This window comes from Desertihabitans aurantiacus (assembly GCF_003344635.1).
In the GTDB taxonomy this organism is placed as follows: Bacteria; Actinomycetota; Actinomycetes; order Propionibacteriales; family Propionibacteriaceae; genus Desertihabitans; species Desertihabitans aurantiacus.
On sequence record NZ_QPKK01000341.1, the window covers coordinates 1 to 3,340 of the forward strand.

2 protein-coding genes are annotated in these 3,340 nt (G+C 74.7%); both read left to right on the forward strand.

Going from position 1 to position 3,340, the window contains the following annotated elements; translation table 11 throughout:
* On the forward strand, positions 1–1,454 hold a 1,454-nt coding region (locus tag DVA66_RS18530), incomplete at its 5' end, for a beta-N-acetylhexosaminidase (protein ID WP_114561355.1).
* Positions 1,455–1,501: 47 nt separating this feature from the next.
* Positions 1,502–3,310 carry a family 20 glycosylhydrolase gene (locus DVA66_RS18535; protein WP_114561356.1) on the forward strand — a complete coding sequence of 603 codons (1,809 nt, stop codon included), beginning with the start codon at positions 1,502–1,504 and terminating at the stop codon, positions 3,308–3,310.
* Positions 3,311–3,340 lie beyond the last annotated feature (30 nt).

Consider the following 3,340-nt stretch of genomic DNA (forward strand, 5'->3'; position numbering starts at 1 on the left):
AGGTGCCCGGGCTGGCGGCGGCCTGCGGCCCGGAGGCGGTGCTCGCCGAGGGCTACGCGCTGGAGGTCTCCGACGGGCGGGTGGTGGTCACCGCCAGCACCGCCGTCGGCGCCGCGCACGCGCTGCAGACCCTGCGCCAGCTGCTCGACCCCGCCACCTTCCGGCGCGCCGGCCGCGGCCCCGCGGTGGCCGAGCCGGTCAGCGTCCTGGACGCCCCGCGGCACGGCTGGCGCGGGCTGATGCTCGACGTCTCCCGGCACTGGCACGGGGTGCGCTGGACCTACGACCTGATCGACGCGCTGGCCCTGCACAAGCTCAACGTGCTGCACCTGCACCTCACCGACGACCAGGGCTGGCGGCTGCAGGTCGACGCCTTCCCCCGGCTCACCGAGGTGGGCGCCTGGCGGCGGGAGACGCTGGTCGGCTACCGCTTCTCCGACACCTTCGACGGACGTCCGCACGGCGGCTTCTTCACCAAGGCCGACATCGCCGACATCGTCGCCTACGCCGCCGACCGCGGGATCACCGTGGTGCCCGAGATCGACATGCCCGGGCACATGCTGGCCGCGATCGCCTCCTACCCCGAGTGGGGCACCACCGGCGCCCAGCTCGAGGTGCTGACCCGCTGGGCCCGCACCCACAACGTCCTCGACCTGTCCGAGGCCACGGTCGCGGCGATGAAGACGATCCTCGACGAGGTCGTCGAGCTGTTCCCCTCCCCCTACATCCACATCGGGGGCGACGAGAGCCCGCGCACCGAGTGGGTGGAGAGCCCGCGGGTGCAGCAGCTGATCGCCGAGCGGGGGCTGGCTGATGAGGACGAGCTGCAGCACTGGTTCACCCGCCAGCTGGGCGAGCACCTGGCCAGCCGCGGACGCCGGCTGCTCGGCTGGGACGAGATCCTCAACGGCCGGCTCCCTGCCGACGCCACCGTGATGGCCTGGCGCTCGGAGGACGAGGCTCGCGAGGCGCTCGCCCTGGGCCACGACATCGTGGTGGCCAACCAGGAGCACCTCTACCTGGACTACAAGCAGTCCCGCGACGCCCGCGAGCCGCTCGGCCCGCGGATCTTCGCCCACTACCTCACCGACCTGCGCGAGGTCTACGAGTACGAGTGGCTGTCCGACCTGCCGGCCGAGCAGCGGGCCCGCGTGCTGGGGGCGCAGGTGTGCCTGTGGACGGAGTTCATCAGCAGCCGCGAGAAGGCGGAGTACATGATCTTCCCGCGCACCTGCGCCTTCGCCGAGCGGGTCTGGAACGGAGCCGTGGACGACTTCGACACCTTCCTGCCCCGGCTCACCACCCACCTCGCCCGGCTGGAGGCCCGCCAGATCGCCTTCCGCGGGCTCGACGGCCCCACCCAGGGCCAGTCCGACACCTGGTGGGGGGTCGAGGCCGAGGCGCCGCCCCGGCTCTCGCTCTCCTCCGACGACTCCCCCGCCCAGCAGCAGTGACTCCGCACCCCGGCCCCCGACGGGCCACCTCCCCGGAAGGACCGACCGTGACCACACCCCTCGACCAGCTCTTCCCCCGTCCCCGGCAGGCCCGCGTGCTCGCCGGCGACGGGCCCGGACCCGATCCGCGGCTGGAGACCCGCACCGACCCCGCGCTGCCCGCCGAGGGCTTCCGGCTGACCACCGGCGACGGCCGGGTGCTGCTCGAGCACGCCGACGCCCGCGGGCTGCGGTACGCCGGCCAGGCGCTGGCCCAGCTGCGCCGCTCCCGCGACTTCGCCACCACCGCCATGGAGGTCGAGGACGCCCCCGACATCGCCGTCCGCGGGGTGATGCTCGACATCAGCCGCGACCGGGTGCCCACCCGGCGCACCCTGCTGCGGCTGCTCGACGTCCTCGAGCTGGCCCGGGTGAACACCCTGGAGCTCTACACCGAGCACACCTTCGCCCACCCCGGCCACGAGGTGGTCTGGCAGGACGCCTCCCCGCTCACCGCCGCCGACATCGCCTGGCTCGACGACGAGTGCGCGGCCCGGCTGATCGAGCTGGTGCCCAACCAGAACACCCTGGGCCACATGGAGCGCTGGCTGGAGCACCCGGCCTACGCCTCCCGGGCCGAGTGCGTGGACGGGTTCGACATCCACGGCGAGCACCGCGGGCCGAGCACGGTGGCTCCGACCGCCGACAACGCCGACTTCGTCAACGACGTGCTGGCCGGGGTGCTGCCGCACTTCCGCTCCCGGCGGGTCAACATCGGCGCCGACGAGCCGTGGGAGCTGGGGCAGGGCGTCAGCGCCGAGGAGGTGGCCCGGCGCGGCAGCGGACCCGTGTACTTCGACTACGTCCGCCGGGTGGTCGAGCACTGGACGACGCGCGGCTACACGGTGGAGTTCTGGGCCGACGTGTTCGGCGAGCACCCCGAGCTGATGGGCACCACCCCGGCCGGTGCCGTCCCGGTGGTGTGGCAGTACGACGGACCGCAGCTGACCCGCGAGGTGGTCGCGGCCGCCTCGCCGGCGCTGCGCGCGCAGTGGGAGGAGGTCGGCCTCGACGTCGACGCCCTCACCGACGGGTTCCGGGCCCGCGCCGCGGTGCTGAGCCGGGCCGGCGAGCCGTTCTGGGTGGCCCCGGGCACCAGCACCTGGCAGTCCTTCGTCGGCCGGCTGGACAACGCCGTCGACAACCTGGTGGACGCCGCCGAGGTGGCGGTCGAGTCCGGCGCCGGCGGCTACCTCAACACCGTCTGGGGTGACCACGGCCACTTCGACCCGCCCTCGGTCACCTTCGGCCCGCTGCTGCTCGGCGGCGCGCTGAGCTGGGGCCTGGAGGCCAACCGCGACCTCGACCTGGCCGCCGTGCTCGACCAGCACCTGCTGCTCGACCCGACCGGCACCACCGGCCGGGTGCTGGTGGCGGTCGGCCGGGCCGCCACCGCGCTGGGCACGCCGGTGCTCAACACCAGCCAGCTGTTCACCGTGCTGCTGCGCGCCGGCGCGCTGGTGGAGGGCACCTGGCCCTCGGCCGACGGGGTCGAGGCGGCCGACCGGCTGCTCGCCGACGCGCTGGAGGAGCTGGACGGCGCCGACCCGGCTTGCGCCGACGGCGACGTGGTGCTGGCCGAGCTGCGCCAGGCCATCCGCTTCGCCCGCTTCGGCGCCGAGGTGCTGCGGCTCGGTCCCGGCGGGCTGGAGGAGCTGCCGGCACCCCGTGCCGCCGTGCTGCTGCGTCGCCTGGAGGACCTGCTCGCCGAGCACCGGCGCACCTGGCTGCTCCGCTCCCGCCCTGGCGGCCTGGACGACAGCTGCGCCCGTCTCGACCGCCTGCGCCGCCTCCTCACCGTCCGCGCCGCCGCCTGACGCGTCCCCCTCCCGCCCCCCTCCCTCCCT